General features: G+C 48.8%; 18 protein-coding genes. 10 read left to right on the top strand and 8 right to left on the bottom strand.

The window, feature by feature from the left end:
• The first annotated feature begins 260 nt into the window (after nt 1-260).
• From tilS to GmarT_RS08390, 6 genes are all read left to right on the top strand, one after another.
• Nucleotides 261-1325, top strand: a complete 1065-nt coding sequence (tilS, locus tag GmarT_RS08415) for a tRNA lysidine(34) synthetase TilS (protein ID WP_002644836.1) — start codon at nt 261-263, stop codon at nt 1323-1325.
• 283 nt (nt 1326-1608) lie between these two features.
• On the top strand, nt 1609-3174 hold the full coding sequence (locus GmarT_RS08410) for an MFS transporter (protein WP_002644837.1): 1566 nt from the start codon (nt 1609-1611) through the stop codon (nt 3172-3174).
• Between the two features lie 239 nt (nt 3175-3413).
• The gene (locus GmarT_RS08405) at nt 3414-4643 is read left to right on the top strand and encodes a threonine synthase (protein WP_002644838.1); all 1230 of its coding nucleotides are present in this window, start codon (nt 3414-3416) and stop codon (nt 4641-4643) included.
• A gap of 42 nt (nt 4644-4685) precedes the next feature.
• On the top strand, nt 4686-5636 hold the full coding sequence (locus GmarT_RS08400) for a hydroxyacid dehydrogenase (protein ID WP_002644839.1): 951 nt from the start codon (nt 4686-4688) through the stop codon (nt 5634-5636).
• Nucleotides 5637-5780: 144 nt separating this feature from the next.
• Entirely contained in the window at nt 5781-7055 is a 1275-nt protein-coding gene (locus GmarT_RS08395) for an MFS transporter (protein WP_187782353.1), read from the top strand.
• Nucleotides 7056-7130: 75 nt separating this feature from the next.
• The gene (locus tag GmarT_RS08390) at nt 7131-7949 is read left to right on the top strand and encodes a sulfite exporter TauE/SafE family protein (protein ID WP_002644841.1); all 819 of its coding nucleotides are present in this window, start codon (nt 7131-7133) and stop codon (nt 7947-7949) included.
• 5 nt (nt 7950-7954) lie between these two features.
• Here the strand turns inward: GmarT_RS08390 and GmarT_RS08385 are convergent, their stop codons facing one another.
• On the bottom strand, nt 7955-8650 hold the full coding sequence (locus tag GmarT_RS08385) for a TIGR04282 family arsenosugar biosynthesis glycosyltransferase (protein ID WP_002644842.1): 696 nt from the start codon (nt 8648-8650) through the stop codon (nt 7955-7957).
• Nucleotides 8614-9375, bottom strand: a complete 762-nt coding sequence (locus GmarT_RS08380; RefSeq protein ID WP_002644843.1) for a TIGR04283 family arsenosugar biosynthesis glycosyltransferase — start codon at nt 9373-9375, stop codon at nt 8614-8616. The genes GmarT_RS08385 and GmarT_RS08380 overlap by 37 nt, the downstream gene beginning before the upstream one ends.
• Nucleotides 9376-9598: 223 nt before the next feature.
• On the opposite strand from GmarT_RS08380, the gene GmarT_RS08375 reads away from it, so the two are divergent.
• From GmarT_RS08375 to GmarT_RS08360, 4 genes are all read left to right on the top strand, one after another.
• A complete protein-coding gene (locus tag GmarT_RS08375; protein WP_002644844.1) occupies nt 9599-10777 on the top strand; it encodes a DUF8838 domain-containing protein in 1179 nt (392 codons plus the stop codon).
• Nucleotides 10778-10825: 48 nt separating this feature from the next.
• Nucleotides 10826-11872 (top strand): arsenosugar biosynthesis radical SAM (seleno)protein ArsS, encoded by a 1047-nt coding sequence (gene arsS, locus GmarT_RS08370; RefSeq protein ID WP_002644845.1) that lies wholly within the window; start codon nt 10826-10828, stop codon nt 11870-11872.
• 490 nt (nt 11873-12362) lie between these two features.
• On the top strand, nt 12363-12635 hold the full coding sequence (locus GmarT_RS29430) for a hypothetical protein (protein ID WP_002644846.1): 273 nt from the start codon (nt 12363-12365) through the stop codon (nt 12633-12635).
• A 171-nt stretch (nt 12636-12806) separates the two neighbouring features.
• Nucleotides 12807-13628 (top strand): purine-nucleoside phosphorylase, encoded by an 822-nt coding sequence (locus GmarT_RS08360; protein ID WP_002644847.1) that lies wholly within the window; start codon nt 12807-12809, stop codon nt 13626-13628.
• 43 nt (nt 13629-13671) lie between these two features.
• Here the strand turns inward: GmarT_RS08360 and GmarT_RS08355 are convergent, their stop codons facing one another.
• The 6 genes from GmarT_RS08355 to GmarT_RS08330 form a co-directional block, all read right to left on the bottom strand.
• Entirely contained in the window at nt 13672-14694 is a 1023-nt protein-coding gene (locus GmarT_RS08355) for an NAD-dependent epimerase/dehydratase family protein (RefSeq protein ID WP_002644848.1), read from the bottom strand.
• Complete coding sequence (locus GmarT_RS08350; protein ID WP_002644849.1) at nt 14691-15635, bottom strand: UDP-glucuronic acid decarboxylase family protein; 945 nt, start codon at nt 15633-15635, stop codon at nt 14691-14693. Before GmarT_RS08350 ends, GmarT_RS08355 begins: the two co-directional genes overlap by 4 nt.
• Before the next feature lie 213 nt (nt 15636-15848).
• Nucleotides 15849-16682, bottom strand: coding sequence for an aldolase/citrate lyase family protein (locus tag GmarT_RS08345; protein WP_002644850.1), 834 nt, complete (start codon nt 16680-16682; stop codon nt 15849-15851).
• A complete protein-coding gene (gene murJ / locus GmarT_RS08340; protein WP_002644851.1) occupies nt 16682-18196 on the bottom strand; it encodes a murein biosynthesis integral membrane protein MurJ in 1515 nt (504 codons plus the stop codon). The genes GmarT_RS08345 and murJ overlap by 1 nt, the downstream gene beginning before the upstream one ends.
• A 55-nt stretch (nt 18197-18251) precedes the next feature.
• A complete protein-coding gene (locus tag GmarT_RS08335) occupies nt 18252-19253 on the bottom strand; it encodes an SDR family NAD(P)-dependent oxidoreductase (RefSeq protein WP_002644852.1) in 1002 nt (333 codons plus the stop codon).
• 34 nt (nt 19254-19287) lie between these two features.
• Nucleotides 19288-20421: a nucleotidyltransferase family protein gene (locus tag GmarT_RS08330; protein ID WP_002644853.1), complete on the bottom strand. Its 1134-nt coding sequence runs from the start codon at nt 20419-20421 to the stop codon at nt 19288-19290.
• Nucleotides 20422-20465: the final 44 nt, after the last annotated feature.

The following is a 20465-nucleotide window of genomic DNA, read 5'->3' as shown; positions in this document are numbered from 1 at the left end:
CAACTCCAGAACATCCAGAAAAAAACGACAAACATCTGCCAATTCGTAAAGTTCAATAACCATCGAAAAGGAAGCTGAGTGTGAGTGTAACTTGAATGACAGTGATAACTTCTCGTAAAATTCCTTTTTTATGGTAACAAGACATTTCCGGTTTCGATAGTATATAGTCAGAAATATTGCCTGAAAGTCCAATCTCGAACCGACACCCGCGGGGTGCTCCGTTTCCGGCCTTAACCCGCTTTGCAGAATTCCCGTTTCCGATGAATCAGTTTATCCAGACCGTGAAACGCGGATTACTTACCTGCCAGCAACGGATTCAGGACGAATCAAACCCTGCTCCCAACATTAGTTCACATCAAAAATCACCTGCGCAACGCACGTTGATCGCCGTATCCGGAGGCGCGGACAGCATGGCTTTGTTACGAGCACTGAAGTGTCTGGCGCAGTCTTCCGAATCGCTGATCCCTCCCGATGGACTGGTGATCGCCCATTTGAATCATGGCCTGCGAGGAACCGCCTCTGATGAAGATGCGGAGTGGCTGAAACAGGAATGCCGGCGTCTCTCACTCCCCTGTGTGACCGAGAAACAGGAGCTGAATCAGGGGCCTGATTCCGGCCTGGAAGAACAGTGCCGCACAGCACGGTATGGTTTTCTCACCCGGGTTGCGATTGCAGAACAGTGCACGCAGATTGCCGTCGCACATACCCTGGATGATCAGGCTGAAACGGTGCTCCATCACATTATTCGCGGGACAGGTATCACAGGACTGAGAGGAATTCCCCAGACCCGGGTCTTACAGCAGGGTCTGCATCTGATTCGCCCGCTGTTGCAGATCAGTCGTGAAGAAGTCGTGGAATTTCTGAACGTATGTGGCCAGGAATACCGGAATGACGAAAGCAATGCGGACACCAGTTTCACCCGCAATCGAATCCGCCATCAACTGTTACCTTTATTAAAAAAAGAATTCAATCCCAACGTAGTACAGTCCATTCAGCGATTGTCGCAGCAGGCGGAAGAAGTGACCTGTGTCCTCAATGCAGAAGTCGACCAGATATTGAAAGCCGCTACACTCGATCAGAACCAGGAGACCTGGCGGCTCGACTGTCTGGTCTTGCAGGACAGTCCCGATTACCTCGTCCGACAGTGTTTCCTGAAGATCTGGCAGAAAATGAACTGGTCCCGCAGAAGGATGGGCTTTGATCACTGGCAGCGGTTGCAGGAACTGACATTGTCTGGTCAAAAGTTAAGTCTGCCCGATCAGGTTGAAGCGGAACGTCGAGACAAATTACTGATTTTGCGCAAGCGGATTGACAGCCACCGGTGACGCATAGCGAATCTGATAAACATTCACATTCCTGCATACGTGTTGTGGAAATCTCGATCCGGGTTGGTTAGAATCTGGCGTTGCTGATACTGATATCGGTCTGTTCATCGAGATCCTTTCCTTCTCACGAACGGTCGTTATGAGTTACCGTTGTGTGAACAAGACCATTCAAAGCATCCATTCCTGATCAGCAATCCGATCGATCCGCTTTTGAATTTAGAACTCTTGCAGAACACGTTGCACCTAAACCACTCGCCCTCATTCATTCAAAGAAGTCGCAACTATGAACAACAATAAACCACTGTTTATTGCGAGTTTTATGACGCTCATCGCCGCCGGCGTGGGGTTTGCCATTCGTGGAGGTATCCTGGCTGACTGGGGTGCCCAGTATGGATTTACCAAATTTGAACTGGGAACAATCACTGGCGGCGGACTGGTTGGTTTCGGAATTGTGATTCTGTTAGCCAGTCTGATTACTGACAATGTTGGTTACAAACCGATCCTGCTGCTGGCGTTCATTCTGCATGTTCTATCTGCTTTGATCACCTTCGCAGCCACACCGGTTTTCGAAGCCGCTGGTAAAGGTGCGACTTACTGGTGCCTGTACGTCGGCATGTTCATGTTCGCTGTCGCCAACGGCCTGTGTGAAGCGGTGATCAACCCCCTGGTGGCGACACTCTACCCCCACAAGAAAACGCATTACCTCAACATTCTGCATGCGGGCTGGCCCGGCGGTTTGATTATAGGTGGGATCGTGGCAGCCATTTATGCCAACATGAAAGAATCCACTGAATGGCTCCGATGGGAAATCCCCATGGCCGTTTTTCTGATCCCCACCCTCATTTATGGCTACATTGTCATCAAACAAAAATTCCCTCTCTCCGAAGCGAAGTCGGCTGGCGTCAGCTTCGGGCAAATGTTGATGACCTTTGCCAGTCCGTTACTGATCTTTCTGCTTCTATTACAGGCCTGTGTTGGGTATGTAGAACTGGGTACAGACAGTTGGATTGCCAGTATTACGGAATCCATTCTGGAAGGTCAGGGAGAAGGTCAGGGGCTTTACCTCTTTATCTATGCATCTTCAATCATGTTCGTCCTGCGTTTCTTTGCTGGCCCGATCGTAGAAAAAATCAATCCGCTGGGCCTGCTCTGCATCAGCGCCTGCTTTGGTGCAGTAGGACTCTACATGATCGGAACATTCGAAGCAGCCATTTACATCTGGCTGGCTATGACTGTCTACAGTCTGGGAAAAACATTCCTCTGGCCCACCATGCTGGGTGTGGTTGGCGAACGGTTCCCTAAAGGGGGCGCTTTAACGATGGGAGCCATGGGAGGTATCGGAATGCTGTCAGCCGGACTGCTCGGCGGTCCGGGCATCGGCTACAACCAGGACTATTATGCAACACAGAAACTGGAATCACTTTCTCCTGATGCCTATGAGCGTTACTCCGCAGCAGAGGAAAAAGGCTTTCTCTTTCTGCCGGAGATCAAGGGCCTCAACGGACAGAAAGTTGATGTTCTGAAGAACGATGGCGAAGAACTGGACAAAGCTGTGGCACAACTGAAAGCAGAAGGTAAGACGAACGAAAACATCGAGACCTTGAATCAATGGTGGCAAGGTGCAGAAGAATATGCCAAAGAGGATCAACCGGAAGTCAAAGAAGCCGGTATTTACGGAGGTCGCATGGCCCTCATATGTACGGCCTTTGTTCCGTTGTTCATGGCCTTCGGCTACCTGATTCTCGTGATCTACTTCTACAGTAAAGGTGGTTACAAAGCGGAAGTACTCCATGGCGAAGAACCCGTGGGTGAACACTATACCGGGGGCGTTGAAGGGCCTGTGGAATAATAATCCGTCTCCCTGAAACAATGGAACGACTGCCCGCCTGCGGGTGGTCGTTCTTTCATTTTGCTTCCCATCTGGAATAGATTAGACTGTCAGGACTCAAAACCGCCAGAGGAAAACGATTTCACCAGACTCAAAAGGTTGACTTTCAAACTAATTGCTGAATAACTGAACCATCGTTCCGCGTAAAAATCAACAGAATTATCACTACCATATAACGATCTGATAACAGGTACGCTCTCATGGATAATCCATTTCCCGAAGCTCAAACGTTTGTCACGCATCTTGAGTGCGGAATGCACCATGATCGTTACGAAGCAGATCAGTTGCACGGTCTTTCCAAATCGGGAAAACCTCTGCTGGTTAAATATGACTTAGAGGCGCTCGCCCAGGCAGTCACAAAGGAAGAACTGGCCTCCCGCCCGGCAACTCTCTGGCGGTACCGCGAATTCCTGCCGGTACGCAAATCAGAAAATATTGTCAGCCTGGGAGAAGTTCACACTCCCCTGATCCCCGTTCCCCGTCTGCAGGGAGGCAAGGGCACAGCCTGGATTAAAGACGAGGGTCGCCTCCCCACGGGTTCCTTCAAAGCGCGTGGACTCTGTATGGCTGTCTCGATGGCGAAAGAACTGGGAGTCTCCAAAGTCGCGATGCCGACCAACGGCAATGCGGGCGCTGCGCTGGCCGCCTATGGAACCCGGGCCGGGATGAAGTCCTATATCTTCTGCCCGGACGATACACCGGAAATCAATGTGCGAGAAATCGCTGCCCAGGGAGCCCAGGTCTGGCGCGTGAATGGCCTGATCAATGACTGCGGCAAGATCGTCGGCCAGGGCAAAGAACAGGTGGGCTGGTTTGATTTTTCAACCCTGAAAGAACCTTATCGCATCGAAGGGAAAAAGACGATGGGACTGGAACTGGCCGACCAGATGGGCTGGGAGGTTCCCGACGTGATTTTATATCCGACCGGTGGCGGGACCGGACTGATCGGCATGTGGAAGGCGTTTAACGAACTCAAAGCCATGGGCTGGCTGAAAGGCAAACTGCCCCGCATGGTCGCCGTTCAGGCATCTGGCTGTGCTCCCATGGTCAAAGCCTACGAAGCCGGCGAAGAACACGCAGAGCTCTGGCAGAATGCCCACACGGTGGCAGCCGGGATTCGCGTCCCGGTTGCGGTAGGCGACTTTCTGATCTTGCGAGCCGTCCGGGAAAGTAATGGTTTCGCGACGGCCGTCGATGATGAACTGATCACCGCCGCTCTGGATGAATGCTCGCAGAAGGAAGGGTTCCTGATGTGTCCGGAAGGAGCAGCAACTTACGCCGCCTACAAACAGGAACTGGCCTCTGGCAGAATCAGCCCGGATGAGAGTGCTGTGCTGTTCAATTGTGCCACCGGTTTGAAATACGAACTCCCGCCAGCCAACCAGTCAATCGACATTCATCAGCCAATCGATTACTCTCAATTTAATTAATCGAGGCAGTAGTAGAAAAACGTTCTTGCAGGAAGTAGTGACATGAGCGATGTTCTGGTAACAGAGAATATTCAAGGCGTGTCCATGAATCGTCTCATCCAGGAGCACGATGTCGAGTTCGATGCCTACCTGTGGCAGAATATCGATCTGCTCAAACAGAAAATTCAAAACACCAGAGCCTTGATCGTCAGAAATCAGACGAAAGTCGATCGCGAGTTGATCGATGCGGCTCCCGAGCTCAAAATCATCGCCCGGGCCGGCGCAGGTCTGGATAATGTCGACACAGAATATGCTCATGAAAAAGGGATCGTGGTCTGCTTTACTCCGGATGCCAATTCGCTCTCAGTAGCAGAACTCACTATCGGGCTGATGCTGGCATTGATGCGAAAAATTCCGGAAGCCCGTCAGGATACCCTGACAGGAGGCTGGAACCGACTTAAATTCACCGGCACTGAACTTTATGGCAAGTCATTCGGACTGATCGGCTTGGGACGCATTGGTTCTTTCACTGCGACACGCGCAAAAGCATTCGGAATGAACATCCTTGCCGCCGACCCGTTTCTCAAAGCGGATGCTCCACAGCTCAAAAAGCTCAATGCCACCCTGCTCTCCCTCGATGATCTGCTGGCTGAGTCAGATGTTGTTTCCTGCCACAGCCCGCTGACCCCCGATACACGCAAGATGCTGACTTATCAGCATTTCAGAAAGATGAAACCGGATGCCTTTTTCATCAACACCTCGCGCGGGGAAGTCGTCGATGAACGCGGACTGACCCAGGCATTGCTCGAGCATAAACTGGCAGGAGCAGCTTTGGATGTCCGGGAAACCGAGCCCCCCAAACAGAGCCCCTTGAACCAGATGGAAAATGTGATCTTAACCCCTCACATCGCGGCGTTTACTGTCGAAGCACAGGACCGAGTGGTCGATTCGGTCTGCGAAGACGTCCGGCTGGTGTTGAGTGGAAAAAAAGCAATCAATGTTTTTGAACCTTAGTCTGAGAGACACAGCCTGATGCAGAACGAACTCAAAGAAGACAAATGGTATCACGGCATTTCGCGTTACCAGTGGCTCGTTTTGACGATCGCTTCCCTGGGCTGGGTCTTTGATGTCTTCGAAGGACAGATCTTCGTTGCCAGCATGAACGAAGCCATGCCTTCACTGGTTCCTGAAGGGACAACAAAAGGAACCATTTCCGAATATAATGCCATCACCTTTAGTGCATTTCTGATTGGTGGGGCACTGGGTGGAATTTTATTTGGTGCACTCAGCGACCGGATTGGTCGTAAAAAAACAATGTCTCTCACAATTTTGTTTTATTCATTATTTACCTGTTTATCAGCATTTTCACAGGACTGGTGGCAATTTGCGGGGTTTCGTTTTCTGGTAGCGCTCGGGGTCGGAGGTGAGTGGGCAGTCGCGAGTACCCTCGTTGCCGAATCGTTTCCTCCCAAAGCTCGCGCTAGAGTCGGCAGTATTTTCCATGCATCCAGTGTTCTGGGAACCTATCTCGCGATTCTGGCGGGAGCATTTATTATCGGTAATGAGAGCATTCAGCAGTATGCTGAAGATGCAGGGTACCCTTCACTGCCCTGGCGTATCGGCTTTGCCCTGGGTGTCGTGCCCTCCTTTTTGATTATCTGGATTCGCCGCTCCTTAAAGGAACCAGAATCTTGGCAGAATGCACAAAACGCTGCTAAAAGCGACTCCAGCAAACAGATGGGAAGTATCCTCAATCTTTTCAGTTCGCCATACCTGAAGAGTACATGTATTGGAATCATATTGGCATCTATTGGGTTCGCGACTTTTTGGGGCGTTCACATTTATGGTAAGGATGCATTCTTGAAAACAATCGAGTCGGAATATGTTGCTGAATTCAAAGCAAATGAACCAACGGTCACACAAGAGGAGATTGAGGTATATCTGGATTCAATTAAGGCGACATTAAAAAAATGGGAAATGCTGGGGATGTTCTTAACGACAACCGGCGGGGGTTTAGGTCTATTAGCCTTTGGGCCACTTTGTGAATGGCTGGGACGAAGATGGGCGTTTTTTCTGTTTCATATTGGCGGGCTAATCAGCACGTATCTATTATTTCAGTTGTTCAATAATTCCATTGTGATCGGATGTTTCTTACCGGTGTTTGGTTTTCTGACGCTCGGTATGCATGCGGGATATGCCATTTACTTCCCCGAACTTTATCCAACCCGTCTCAGATCTACGGGCGCTGGTACCTGTTTCAATGGGGGCCGCATTTTAGCTGCCCCGATTCTGCTTCTTGCTGGCTGGATGCAAAGTCAAAAAGTAGGTTTCACATTAGCGCAAACGGCAACGATACTAAGCTTGCTCTACATCGTTGGTGCCATCCTGCCCTTCTTTGCGAAAGAGACCAGAGGCAGCGCTCTGATGGAATAACTTTTCCCGCCGCGTTCACCCCCGCTTTCTCGAGTCATCAGTAAAATCTTGACTCATATTGACTTGTTCATAATCATGATGTTTTCTGATCCACAGCTGTGGTTTTTTGTCCTGGCTGTCATTTTTCTGTCTGCATTCATCCAGGGAATTATCGGTTTTGGATATGCCATCGTCGCGATGGCGGTTCTTCCCTTAATGCTGGATTTTCGCGAAGCCAATCTCCTGGTTGCTTTGAGCATCGTATTACCCGTGATCTGGATCTTCTGGGCCTATCGGAAGCATTCGAATTTTAAAGTGCTGCTGGGAGCAATTGCTGGTTCCCTGGTAGGATTGCCTCTGGGGCTGCTGATGTTTACCGTGATTGACCTGGATTACCTGGTGCGTGGGACCGGACTGGTGATCCTGCTGATTGTGATCGATGGTTTTTTCCAGAAACCCGTTCAGACAGAATCCGGCCCCCAACAGGCCTCCCCAATCTGGAGTACGTTTGCCGGCTTCTGCAGCGGCTTCCTGGCCGGCTCAACCAGTATTGCCGGTCCACCGATTGTGATTTATGCCATCCGCCAACCCTGGACACAGGACCAATACAAGGGATTTATATTTGGGTTTTTCATCCTGATCTCGATCACACGTGTCATAGGTTTGTCGCTAATGGGACTGGTCACCACGCCTGTGATCCTGACATCCGCCATTGCGATTCCGTTTGTGATCACAGGCATGGCGCTGGGCACTTTGATCGGCCCCCGGATTAATCCTGTGATTTTCAAACGCTGCCTGCTGATGTTACTCGCAGTCAGTTCGCTGTATATGGTCATTCAGGGAAGCGCCGACGAGAAAGAGCTGAAACCAGAGTTGTCCGCTCGTACCACTCCCTCCACAAGCATTGCCCAGTAGCGAAACTAATCTGACCGTGCTTCCCATTCCTGTATCCACTCGAGAACCTGCAGTTGTTCTGTCAGCCAGTCATCACCTTCAGTTAATTGCCGGGCCACCAGCGGCAATTCCTGAACGGTGTCCACATCACTCAACTCAGGCAGCAGGTGGATTTCACCCAGATCCTGAATCTGTTCCCGAAGTGCCCTTGTGGTGTCCTCGACACTGTATGGCACATTCAGCCAGACAGCAGGATCAAGCGCAATCTGGCTTCCAAACAGATAAAAGCCCCCATCGCAGGCAGGCCCGATTACAAACTGCGGTGTAGCACTTTCCACTGACAGGATCTCAACTGCTTCATTCAGCAACGTAACAGGCAGATGTGGCGTATCCGCGCCCAGAAAAATGACGAACTGACTGAATTCAAACAACTGCTGTTGTACATATGCCAGTCGGTTACCCAAGCCCCCGGCTCCCTGTCCCATAGTTTTAAACTGATTCCAAAGCGAATCCTGCTGCGCTTCTGGTTCGGCGACCGCCCAGAAGGGAGTGACCGATTTCTGATTCGCGACGCTGTGCACAACCGCTGCGACTGCGTTTGCCGAAAGGATATGAAACTGCTCCGCCTGCACCGTGCCGACCGATTGCGCCAGCCTGGTTTTTAAAGGAGAGTAACCGGGAGTTTTTACGAAGACGGCGATGGCGCCTTGCTTTGGCAGCATTTCAAAATTCGATCTTTTATCAGGAGTAAAAACTGCGGGATCGCCTGCCGTGCCGTCAGCCAGAGATGTCTGACTGTCACTTTCAGCCAGCCCTGCTCTCGATATTTCCGGGCACTGGTTTCGATGTCTGCGTCGGTGCACTTGAGACGAATTCCCTGACGCCTGGCCGCCCATACCAGCAGATGATCTTCACCATAGGCTGCCTCTTCATTAAACCCTTTGAGTTCGCGAAACATAGACCGTGGCAAACAGAATCCCTGGTCGCCAAAGGGAACCCCCAGTACATGCGAGCGGAAATAGACGCCCCAGGAGTTGAGTCGCATTAACAAAAAACTCTGGTCCTGAAACTTGAGATTAAAATAGAGAAAGGCCTCCGGACAGGAATCCAGAGTTTTTAACAGTTGCTGCACAGCTGAATCACTTAATCGTGAGTCAGCGTGTAAAAAAAGCAGATGATCAGATTGAGCATATTTCGCTCCATAATTCATCTGAATCGCCCTGCCTCTGGAAGTACAATGCCAGTGGCTGCGACTGTTTAATCCAGATGAATTGAGGCGATCTTGAAATTCAGGTGGAGCCAATCCGTTTGAAATAAATAGAAATTCGGCAGTTTCCGGGAAAGCTCTCAGATCTGCCAGTAATTCCTGCCAGCTGCTATCCCCCTGTAATACGGGAATAATGACTGAAATCGAGCAGGCTGCGCTCCCCTGGTTGACGTTACTCATTTTTTTGTACTTAAACTGGAAATGTATTTCGTTTCACAGTATGTGAATTCATAGTAGTACATAATACAAACTCCCAAAAGGAATGTTCATTCGGAAACGCAATGTTTCTGAAATTGGCTGAGTCGGATATACTGGAAGAACCTCGGGCAGTCGCTTGCTGCCAGTAACTGTTTTCGTCAGGAATTCAAAAAACCGACCGGACTTTAAAGGAACCTTGATCAAGATGAATTCTGTCAATACACAGCCGCAATCCAGTGAAGAAGAATCAGTCTATACCCGTTATGCAAATGCGGCTCGCCAGGCTGAAGCGGCACTATGCTGCCCTGTCGAATACAATCAGGAATATTTATCGATCATTCCGCAAGAGATTCTGGAAAAGGATTATGGTTGTGGTGATCCCACTCCTTATCTCTCGCCGGGCGATACCGTTCTCGATCTGGGCTCAGGGGGAGGCAAGATCTGCTATATTGCCTCACAGATTGCAGGTCCTTCGGGAAAAGTAATTGGGGTGGACTGCAATGCAGAGATGCTGGCTCTCGCCCGAAAGTATCAACAGGAAGTCTCCGATAAACTGGGATACTCAAATGTCGAATTTCGCAGTGGACTGATCCAGGACCTTAAGCTGGACCTGGAACTGTTGAACCAGGAATTGTCTGCCAGCCCGATCGACAGCCAGGCGCGCTGGCTGGAATTAAGAAATCTGGAAGAACGCCTGCGACAGGAGTCGCCACTGATCCCCGGTGACTCGATTGATTGTGTAATCTCAAACTGTGTATTAAACCTGGTGCGCGAAAGTGATCGCAGTCAATTACTGCAGGAAGTCTTTCGAGTTTTAAAACGTGGCGGAAAAGCGGTCATCAGTGATATTGTCTGCGATGATATCGTGCCTCAACATATGCGGAAAGATCCTGAACTCTGGTCAGGCTGTATTTCAGGTGCCTTTCAGGAAGCCGCGTTTCTGAAAGCTTTTGAAGACGCCGGGTTCCATGGGATCGAAATTCTCAAACGGGAAGAAACTCCCTGGCGGACCGTGGAAGGTATCGAATTCCGCTCAATGGTTGTCTCTGCTTATAAAGGCAAGCAGGGCCCCTGCCTGGAACGGAACCAGGCGATGATTTATCGTGGTCCGTTTAAAAAAGTCGAAGATGACGATGGACACACCTATTTCCGTGGCGAAAGGATCGCCGTCTGCGATAAAACATTTCAACTCCTGCAGAAGGCCCCCTATGCAGGTCAGTTTCTTTCGGTCGCCCCATATCAGGACATTCCCCTGGAACAGGCACGCGAGATGGACTGCCGCAGGAATGCAATCCGCAGCCCGCAGGAAACCAAAGGCAAAAATTTTGATCTCACGACACAGATTGTGGATGAGTGTTGCAGTCCGGACAGCGGTTGCTGCTAATCTCTGCCAGCACACATTCACTTGAGTTCGTATAGACGGAAAACAACAATGGCATCTCTCACTCTGCTCAGACAACACAGTAAACTGGCGGATCCGCGTGAGCAACTTCGTATTCTCAATGAACGATCTCAACAACCGGCATTTGAAGCACAGTTTCAGAACCAGCAACTCCCGGGACTGCATGCGACATCAATTGAGACACTTCAGATCAACATGGGAAAACTCTGTAATATGACTTGTGAGCACTGTCACGTTGATGCAGGTCCTGACCGCAGAGAAATCATGACGGCTGAAACCGTACAGGAATGTTTACAGGCCTTGGAACATCCTGGCTTTCAGACGCTGGATTTAACGGGCGGTGCGCCGGAAATGAATCCGCATTTTAAAGATCTGGTAATCGCCGCCCGGAAACTGGGAAGGCGAATCATAGATCGTAGTAATCTGACGATTCTGCTGGCGCCCGGTTTTCAGGATCTTCCTCAATTTCTGGCAGATCAGAATGTCGAGATTATCGCTTCCCTTCCCTGCTATCTGCAGGAAAATACGGATGCACAACGAGGCGACGGCGCATTCCAGAAATCAATTCAGGCTCTGCAGAAGTTGAATTCGCTCGGTTATGGAATTCCAGGCTCCGAATTGAAACTGACCCTGGTTTATAATCCGGTTGGTTTCTCTCTGCCCCCCAACCAATCCGAACTTGAGGCAGCGTACCGTCGTGAATTGAATCAACGATTTGAGGTTCAGTTCACCAACCTGATAACGATTACGAACATGCCCATCAGTCGTTTCCTCAGCGAATTAATCCAGCAGGAACGCTTTGAAGAATATATGGAGCGGCTCGTAAACGCATTTAATCCGGCCACGGTATCCGGTCTGATGTGCCGTTCTATTCTTTCAGTCGACTGGCAGGGTTTTCTTTACGACTGTGATTTTAACCAGATGCTGAATCTGCCGGTCGCAGCACTGAAACGAAGGCACATCCGCGATTTCGATTATGATGATCTCGTCAGTCGAAAAATCGTGACCGGTCAGCATTGTTTCGGGTGTACTGCAGGAGCCGGATCCAGTTGTGGTGGCGCGATAACCCCTCCCTGATACTGCAGCTCGTTGATGATTGAGCAGGCTCAAGAATCGCAGTACTCAGATGTGAAACCAGTTGATTCGTGAAGTCAGTTTAAATAATTGATGAAGTTCCACAGACCGTAAATACCAGCCATTCGCTGCTCTGCCCGTTTACTGACTATTCAGGTTATCACTATCTCTTTTTATGGGGAAAATGGCCAGCGTGGAGAGAAATATTTCCTGTCGCTAGTGAAAAATGGGGATTTTTTCCTAATGCGTTTGCGCCACGGAGGCGGAAATAGAACTATATATTTCCAGTTCATTTTTTTCGCACTTGACAAAGCATTTTAAATATCATAATGGAAATATTCTGAACTTAATATTTCCCTGAAAACGGTCGAAATAGTTCTTCCCGAATGTTATAAAGATCCCACGATTGGATGTTGACATCGGGCTTTTATGCTCTGTAAAAATCGTTTAGAAATTTGGAAAGATTGCACAAAGAAGCAACGAGGATTTAACTGTGTTACTAGCCGATTCAACTCTTATCGAATCTACTGAAGAACCTGATCTATTTACGGAAGAGCCCCCCATCGTTTTCTTTTCACTGGATGACGATGAAGAAAACATTGGTTTCGACGATCTGGAAGATCTCGACGATGATGAATTCGACGATGACGAAGACGACTTCGATGATGACGATGAAGAAGAGGATGATGACTTCGATGACGAAGAAGAGGATGAGTTTGACGACGAATTCGACGACGATTTCGATGATGATGATGACATCTTTTAAAGCTCATTCGCAGTTCAGCAGAGGAATTCGTCTTTGATTCTGTTCAAAGACGAATACGCCGTTCACTTCTCCGCCTAAATAATGCGTCAGACACGCACCACCCGTCAACCACCTGAGTATAGGTGCTCCCACCAGCTTCCTGAACTCTCCAATAGAAAATAGAAACTAACCATGCAGGGACTGGTCGAAAAAATTAATGATGCCGTAGAGTTTCTGAAACCTCAGATTTCTGAAGCGCCCCGCGTTGGTTTAATCCTTGGTACGGGACTGGGTGATTTTACTCAACAAATCACCCAGACGAATTCCATTCCTTACGAATCAATTCCTCACTTTCCCCGATCCACTGTAGAATCTCACGCAGGTCAACTGGTATCTGGAAATTTAAATGGGACTCCGATTATCGCGATGGAAGGTCGGTTCCATTTTTATGAAGGGTACTCCATGAAGGAAGTCACCTTTCCAGTCCGGGTAATGAAAGCCCTCGGGGTCGAAACTTTGATCATCACAAATGCATCGGGAGGGATGAATCCACACTATCAGCTGGCCGATATCATGATCATCGACGATCAGATCAATTTAATGGGTGACAATCCATTACGGGGTATCAATGATGACCGACTCGGCGTCCGCTTCCCCGATATGAGTGCCCCTTACGACCGCAGCTTAATCAGGCTGGCTGAACAGAAGGCACTGGAACTCCAGATTCGTACACAGACAGGTGTATTTGTAGCCGTCACCGGTCCAAACCTGGAAACACGCGCGGAATATCGCATGCTGCGTCAGATGGGAGCAGACTGTGTGGGTATGTCGACTGTTCCTGAATGCATTGTCGCCAACCATGCTTCCCTGAAAGTATTGGGCCTCTCGGTAGTGACGGACCTCTGTCTACCCGACGCGCTGGAACCTGTTGAGATCAGTAAGATCTTAAAAGTGGCAGCAGATGGCGGTCAGAAGCTGGCTCGTCTGATCCCGAAAATCATTGCAGAATTGTAAGCGATATTATCTGCACGAGCATACCCGGGAATCTCTGAGAAAGTCATTTTCCCCGGGAATGATAGGCCAGATACCAGTCTACAAATCGATCAATCCCCTGTTCAATCGAGGTAGAGGGTGTGAATCCCGTTGCCTGCTGAAGCTCTGAAATATCCGCATAGGTTTCCAGAACATCCCCTGGTTGCATCGGAAAATTTTCTCGAATCGCAGGCTTGCCGATTCTCTGTTCTATCACATCAATCAGCCGGGCAATTCCGACAGGCTGATGATTCCCGATATTATACAATCGATAAGGGGCAACAGTCTGGTCATTCAGATCGACAGCAGTAGCTTCCGAAACAGGTTCTGTTCGTACGGGTATCTGCTCCAGAACTCCCAGGACTCCGCTTACGATATCATCAACGTAGGTAAAATCCCGTTTGAGATTTCCGTGATTGAACACCTTAATAGGCGTCCCTTCCAATATCGCTTTCGTAAATAGATAGACGGCCATGTCAGGACGTCCCCAGGGACCATAGACTGTAAAAAATCGCAATCCGGTTGTGGGCAGATCGTACAGATGGCTGTAACTGTGGGCTATCAGTTCGTCGGCCCGTTTAGTCGCCGCATACAGACTGATGGGGTGATCAACGGCATCATGTGTAGAATAAGGAATCTTCCGATTCGCCCCATACACAGAACTGGATGAGGCATAGACAACGTGTTCCACTTCTTTCAGGCGACATTGCTCCAGCAGATTTACAAAGCCCAGCACATTACTCTGAACATATTCCAGTGGCTTGAGCAGGGAGTTCCTGACTCCCACTTCAGCTGCCAGATGGATCACCTTTTGAAAGGGATTCTGCACAAACAGATGTGAAAGTGATTCCACATCTGTAATATCTGCTTCATGAAATTCGAACGTCTCAAACTGCCGTAATTCTGCCAGTCGATCGCGTTTCAATCTGACATCATAATGGCTGTTAAGATTATCAACGCCCGTCACCCGATGTCCTTGTGAAAGCAGGCGTGCAGTAACGTGAAACCCGATGAAACCAGCCGCCCCCGTCACCAGAATATGGTTCATGACGATTCCTGTTGCATCAGATTCCGATAGTACTCAACGGTCTTGGCCAGACCATCCTTTAAAGCTACTTCAGGTTCCCACTTTAGAAATTTTCGTGCTTTAGAAATGTCGGGACAACGTTGTTTCGGATCATCGGTTGGTAACGTTTCATGCACCAATTCTGATTCAGAATTGACTGATTTGATTACTGCCTGTGCCAGTTCCAGCATGGTGTTCTCGACTGGGTTCCCCAGGTTTACCGGTCCGGTTGTTTCTTCCTGATTCATCATTCTCAGGAAACCTTCGATCAGGTCATCCACATAGCAGAAAGAACGGGTCTGTTGACCATCACCATAGATCGTCAGCGGTTCACCCCGCAGCGCCTGGTTGATGAAATTCGAGATCACTCGACCATCATTAGGATCCATTCTCGGCCCATAGGTATTGAAAATTCTAACGATGCGAATCGGCACCTCATGTGCCTGATGATAATTAATACAGAGCGATTCTGCGATCCGTTTGCCTTCATCGTAACAACTGCGCGGACCAAGGGGATTCACATTCCCCCAATATTCCTCTACCTGCGGGTGCACTTCCGGATCACCATACACTTCGGATGTTGATGCATGCAGTACTTTGGCACGACAGCGTTTTGCCAGTCCCAGTACATTCACCATTCCGACACTTGATGTCTTGATGGTTTTGATGGGATTGTACTGGTAGGCAACCGGAGACGCCGGACAGGCGAGGTTGTAGATCTCGCTGACTTCCAGATAAAACGGATGAACAATATCATGCCGGATCAATTCAAATCGGGGATGCCCGATCAGATGAGCGATATTTCTTTTGCTACCTGAAAAAAAGTTGTCGAGGCAGATGACTTCCCTGCCCTGTTCGATCAGACGGTCACATAAATGACTTCCCAGAAATCCGGCCCCGCCAGTTACTAAAACAGAGTTCACCTATCATTCCTTTTTGAAAATTAAGCCACGATGATCAAGGATCGCTCCCTTGAATTACAGCAACGTCATATCGCCAGTGTACTTAAACAGAACTAGAAAAACGAGAATAGATATTTGTTTCCACTCTGGAAATCTATGGAATTCATTCGAGAATCGGGAGGGACGAATCAAAACAGGGCCTGATACGACAAAAGATTCTGGAGAAAAACAGGCTTACGAGGCGTTACGTTCTGCCATTTCATTTGATGCAACTTTATTTACTTCCTGGCAGAGCAATTGCTTATCCTGTTCAATCTCAAAATCGGTACGCTTCAATAATTCAGCGTAAACTTCGTCCACTTTCTGAAGTTCCAGCGGCAGGTTGATTTTAGACTGCAGTTCTGACAGGCTTGACGCAAGCTGGTGAAAAGAACGAGAGAGTATCACCCATTCAGACCCCAGCCTGGCATGTGCACTCAATACCAGACGCCCCGAGACCAGCCCCTGATCCATTGTAGATATCCCACCAATACCGAAAGGAATCCCGGCATTTCTGCAAATTTCAGACATATTGTCCACAATTCCATTCGACATCAGTTCAAACATGAAATTCAGCTCCATATCGAGATGTAAATCATTTAAACCAATATGAATCTGTGAGACATCAGGCAGTTGTACGATTTGATCGAGCTGATTCATTGCTCCGATCGTTTCTACCAGAGGCACCACTCTGGCACGTGAGTTGACCTGGTTACAGAACCATTCTATTTCTTCCAGAGAACGGAACATCGGCAACATCAGAGCATCTGCCCCCTGGTCCAGGGCATTTTCAATCTCGACAGATGATTGCGGATTCAGAGGATTTAAGCGAACCAGAACTTCAGCATTCTGGATCGCGTCCTTCACACGCGAGATATTCTCTACTTTGTGATGAGAAATAACGGTATCTCGCCCCCCCTGACGCTCGACTTTTCCCAATAATTCGAGGTCAATGAAGATACAATGTACGCCACAATGATCGACGTATTTTGCAATCTCAGGGCAATCAGTGATAAATAAATACTTCATTATAAAGACAGCTTCCCGTTGAAACTCGGCAAGTGATTCTTCAGGATCAATAAAACAGCCCCAAAACAAAGCCCCCCCAGTCCCACAGAGCACATAAACAGTTGGACATGATCCGACACAATATTGACTATCATAGTAGAAATCGAGATTCCTGAGAATGTCAGAAAGACCAGTGCTGAATAATGTTTCAAATCAATCCCCTGAATTACGGACACCTCTAATTTTACATACAATGAAACGGCCAGCCCCAGAAAATGCAACCAGCTGGTCAAAACAAACGCCAGCATGACCCCTGATATTCCCAGAAACTCTCTCAGACCCAGCGAAAGCAGGACGAGACAGACTAGTGAGACACAACTGATTTTAAAAGGTATGATCGTCTCATGTCTGGCATAAAACACATTCATTGTCAAAATAGATAAAAACAGGGCTGGCATTGACAGGATGGAAATCTGCAGCAGTTTCGCTGTATTTGCGACATCCAGAGCCGAAAACTGACCGCGCTGAAACAACAGTGAAACGACTGGTTCAGCACAGACGTAAATGGCAATTCCCGCAGGAATCGAAATTAACAGAATCAATCCGGCTATCTGGCTAACCATTCTCGCTCCTGTCTTCAGATCCCCCGCCGCAAAAATTTGACTCAATCGGGGAAAAATCACCATTGAGATCACGGCACCGATTAATCCTCGTGGCAGTTCTACCAGTTTTTGTGAATATTCAAACAGGCTGATCCCCCCTTCATACATTGAAGCAAAAGATCGTGATACAACTGGAAAAGCAACGACCAGACCAATCGCGGTAAGTGCCTGAAAGTATTTTACCATCAGTTGACGGTTCAAGGAACTCAAGCGGAAGAAAGATTGAAATGCCCCCTTCAAATCAGTTACAAAATAACAGCAGATGAGTTGAGTCAGTAACCGAAATGCACTTGCCGCCACCACTGCCCAGGCGAGAATCTCTATGTGCCCTGGTGTCACCCAGAGAAAAATCACCATGATCAGGACAAGATTAAAAAACAGGTTACCATAAGCGGGAATCACTGGTTTATGGTGCCCCTGCAGAACGGCAGAAGTGACCGCAGTGACAGCGCTGATGGGAAATGCTATCAATACAATGGAAATCAGTTTACCGGTCTCTTTTATTTGATCTGGAGTGAACCCGGAAGCAAGGAGCTCTGTAAACCAGGTCCCTCCCATATTCAACAGGAATGCCAGAGCACTGGTCAGAACAGCGATCACAAAAAAAGTCTGGACAATCAACTGACCGGCAGGCTGTTCAGACAATTCACTGCGACGATGCATCTCTGGTATGAGAACCACTCCTAAAGCGCCTCCCACCAGCATGGCATTCAGGATATCCGGGACGGAAATGACCAGTATGGCAAGATCATTCGCATGGGTAACACCGAGCACCATTGCAAGTCCCAAGACGCGCAACAGACCTGTCATTCGCCCCAGCAGCATCGCCAGGGTTACAAACATCGCTGAGAGTGACGTGGCTCGTTGTGTCATGTACGCTACAACTTCGTTATAAATTATTTGTTTCAGAAATCATGTCGTAAGGCCGTCAGATGGTATAGCGCTCTACGTTGAAATACTGAAGATTCCGTCCGATCCAATCGGCAGTGGCACCAAGCCCTGCCTGAAAAGAGACCTGGCTCTTCCAGTCAGTCAGTTTCTGAATTTTCGTATTATCTGCCAGGAGGCGATTGACTTCACTTTTTTCGGGACGAATTCGGTCCTCATCACACAGGATGGGTACCTCACATCCCGTAACTTCCATCAGAATTTTCGCAGTTTCCTCAATAGACCATTCTCTGCCACTCCCTATATTGACGACTTCTCCCTCGGCCTGTTTACAAAGTGCCAGGGCAATCATTCCTGCCGCCGTATCAGTAGCAAAATTAAAATCGCGTGTGGGAGTTAATGCGCCCAGCTTTAATTCTGAACAGCCAGAAAGTAGCTGGCTGGCAATAGTCGGAATTACGGCGCGGGCCGTCTGCCGCGGTCCATAGGTATTAAAAGGACGAGCCGTGACAACGGGCAATTCAAACGATAGATAATAGCTTTCAGCCATCTTATCCGCGCCGATTTTACTGGCAGAATAAGGTGACTGACCGACCAGGGGGTGATCTTCATCAATGGGGACCCGTTGCGCAGAGCCATATACTTCCGAAGTGGAAACATGTACCAGCCTGGTAAGACTGTCTGAACTGCGACATGCCTGCAGAACATTTAATGCCCCTGTGATATTGGTATCGACGTAGGAACGGGCTGCTACGTAGCTATAGGGAATGGCGATCAGGCTTGATAAATGAAAGACATATCCGCAGCCTGTGACAGCTCCCTTAACCCGTTCGGTATCCCGAATATCTCCCTGGATGATTTCAATCGACTGCAGTACTTCATTCGAAAGATCGCTCAACCAGCCAATCTGGTTCCAGGAATTGTAATACACCAGTGCACGTACCCGCGCACCGGAGGCGACAAGCTGTTCGACCAGGTGGCTCCCGATGAAACCATCGGCTCCTGTGACCAGAACCTGTTGATCTTTTAATGACTCTGACATGCTTGATTTCTTTAGTATTTCGCTTTTAAAAGGTCTATGCTGCCCTGCGGTGGTTTAATTCAATGTGTACCGCAATTTCATCACTTTCTTCCAGGTCACCCAGGGTTTCTCTCACGATCTTCAATTCAGAGCGTGCTTTATCCAGTTCTGCATGAGTCCCAATATCAGACCAGTACTCATGTACCGGAAACACAGCGACTCCGTCTTTCTGTGACAGTCCGGACTCGATAAGATCGGTCATATTGAATATCTGATTAGGGGGAACACGACTGACAGCTTCGGGGGATAGCGCATAAATGCCAGCGTTACATAAAAACTGCTGTGACGGTTTTTCTTCCAGGCAAATGGCAAATGGCCCCTCTGTCTTGATGACTCCATAGGGGATCTCGACATGATAATCAATGGCGGCGACAGTAATCAGAGGCTGGTGCTTAGAATGAAAATCCAGTAAGTACTGAAAATTGATCGAGGTAAAGACATCTCCATTCATTAACAGCAGTGGACCATCCAGTTTTTCTGTGATCAGCGAAAGCGATCCAGCCGTACCCAGCTTTTTCGGTTCGCGTAAGTAATGAATCTCCACACCAAATCGGCTGCCATCTCCCAGGTGTGATTCAATCATTTCGGCCAGATAATTCACTGCGACGTAAATTCGATTGACGCCGGCATGTGCGATTCTGCGGACCTGTCGTTCAATCAGAGGCATCCCCCCTACTTCTACCAGGGGTTTAGGCAGATTCTCAGTCAGCGGTAATAATCTCCGCCCTTCACCACCAGCCATGATGAGGGCACTACTGAACCCGGTTGCCTGTCCCGGATCCGAATGGCGTCTGATTGCTGAAAGTAATGCAATATCAACGACGCAGTTTTGCTCATTCACGAGTGGCAGTGCTTCCAGACCACTCTGTTCCAGCAATTCGATAATTGATGCCTGCGAGGAACACACATCTGCCTTGGTTGGTCTGCGATTCATAATCGCTGTGACAGAATCTTTCAGTTTCTGTCCTGCCAGTAAACCACGCCGGACATCACCGTCGGTAACAACACCCTGTAACGTACCGCAGTGATCAACCACCACCGCGATGCCTTTTTTGCCAGATTCGATGGCGCGGATTGTGTCTCTGATATCTGCTGTCTCATTGATCAGACACTCATTGATCGAGTCCATCCCTGGTCTCCCTCTCCCGGCTGAGATATCTTATCAGTCACAGG

It is taken from the genome of Gimesia maris, from assembly GCF_008298035.1.
Lineage (GTDB): Bacteria > Planctomycetota > Planctomycetia > Planctomycetales > Planctomycetaceae > Gimesia > Gimesia maris.
The sequence above is the reverse complement of the archived record's forward strand: the minus strand, read 5'-3'. Positions and strand labels throughout refer to the sequence as shown.

What these genes read in the sequence shown, in the direction of transcription:
- GmarT_RS08390 (WP_002644841.1), top strand. Translation starts at nt 7,131, where the DNA reads ATGATGTTTTCTGATCCACAGCTGTGGTTTTTTGTCCTGGCTGTCATT.
- GmarT_RS08360 (WP_002644847.1), top strand. Translation starts at nt 12,807, where the DNA reads ATGCAGGGACTGGTCGAAAAAATTAATGATGCCGTAGAGTTTCTGAAA.
- GmarT_RS08330 (WP_002644853.1), bottom strand. Translation starts at nt 20,421, where the DNA reads ATGGACTCGATCAATGAGTGTCTGATCAATGAGACAGCAGATATCAGA.
- GmarT_RS08380 (WP_002644843.1), bottom strand. Translation starts at nt 9,375, where the DNA reads ATGAGTAACGTCAACCAGGGGAGCGCAGCCTGCTCGATTTCAGTCATT.
- tilS (WP_002644836.1), top strand. Translation starts at nt 261, where the DNA reads ATGAATCAGTTTATCCAGACCGTGAAACGCGGATTACTTACCTGCCAG.
- arsS (WP_002644845.1), top strand. Translation starts at nt 10,826, where the DNA reads ATGGCATCTCTCACTCTGCTCAGACAACACAGTAAACTGGCGGATCCG.
- GmarT_RS08345 (WP_002644850.1), bottom strand. Translation starts at nt 16,682, where the DNA reads ATGAAGTATTTATTTATCACTGATTGCCCTGAGATTGCAAAATACGTC.
- GmarT_RS08375 (WP_002644844.1), top strand. Translation starts at nt 9,599, where the DNA reads ATGAATTCTGTCAATACACAGCCGCAATCCAGTGAAGAAGAATCAGTC.
- GmarT_RS08405 (WP_002644838.1), top strand. Translation starts at nt 3,414, where the DNA reads ATGGATAATCCATTTCCCGAAGCTCAAACGTTTGTCACGCATCTTGAG.
- GmarT_RS08385 (WP_002644842.1), bottom strand. Translation starts at nt 8,650, where the DNA reads ATGCTGCCAAAGCAAGGCGCCATCGCCGTCTTCGTAAAAACTCCCGGT.
- murJ (WP_002644851.1), bottom strand. Translation starts at nt 18,196, where the DNA reads ATGACACAACGAGCCACGTCACTCTCAGCGATGTTTGTAACCCTGGCG.
- GmarT_RS08355 (WP_002644848.1), bottom strand. Translation starts at nt 14,694, where the DNA reads ATGAACCATATTCTGGTGACGGGGGCGGCTGGTTTCATCGGGTTTCAC.
- GmarT_RS08395 (WP_187782353.1), top strand. Translation starts at nt 5,781, where the DNA reads ATGAACGAAGCCATGCCTTCACTGGTTCCTGAAGGGACAACAAAAGGA.
- GmarT_RS08400 (WP_002644839.1), top strand. Translation starts at nt 4,686, where the DNA reads ATGAGCGATGTTCTGGTAACAGAGAATATTCAAGGCGTGTCCATGAAT.
- GmarT_RS08410 (WP_002644837.1), top strand. Translation starts at nt 1,609, where the DNA reads ATGAACAACAATAAACCACTGTTTATTGCGAGTTTTATGACGCTCATC.
- GmarT_RS08335 (WP_002644852.1), bottom strand. Translation starts at nt 19,253, where the DNA reads ATGTCAGAGTCATTAAAAGATCAACAGGTTCTGGTCACAGGAGCCGAT.